Origin of the sequence: Secundilactobacillus silagei JCM 19001 (assembly GCF_002217945.1) — a bacterium.
GTDB lineage: Bacteria > Bacillota > Bacilli > Lactobacillales > Lactobacillaceae > Secundilactobacillus > Secundilactobacillus silagei.
Genome location: NZ_BCMG01000059.1, coordinates 1 through 250, shown reverse-complemented (window position 1 = coordinate 250; position 250 = coordinate 1). Strand labels below are relative to the sequence as shown.

The window sequence follows — 250 nt, the reverse complement described above, 5'->3', positions numbered from 1 at the left end:
CAAGTGTTATCCCCCGCTTCTGGGCAGGTTACCCACGTGTTACTCACCAGTTCGCCACTCATCCAATGCTGAAAATCAGTGCAAGCACTTCAATTCAGCGGGATGCGTTCGACTTGCATGTATTAGGCACGCCGCCAGCGTTCGTCCTGAGCCAGGATCAAACTCTCATTTTATGATTGTTTGTGACTCATTAATATTACTAGCGAAATTGACTTCGCAAATTACATTTGATATCAGCCGAAACTGATAT

Annotated in this window: 1 rRNA gene; it reads right to left on the bottom strand. The window is 45.2% G+C overall.

The window, feature by feature from the left end:
• Positions 1-173 (bottom strand): 16S ribosomal RNA (locus CES79_RS12540); the annotation flags it as partial.
• Between the last annotated feature and the right edge of the window lie 77 nt (positions 174-250).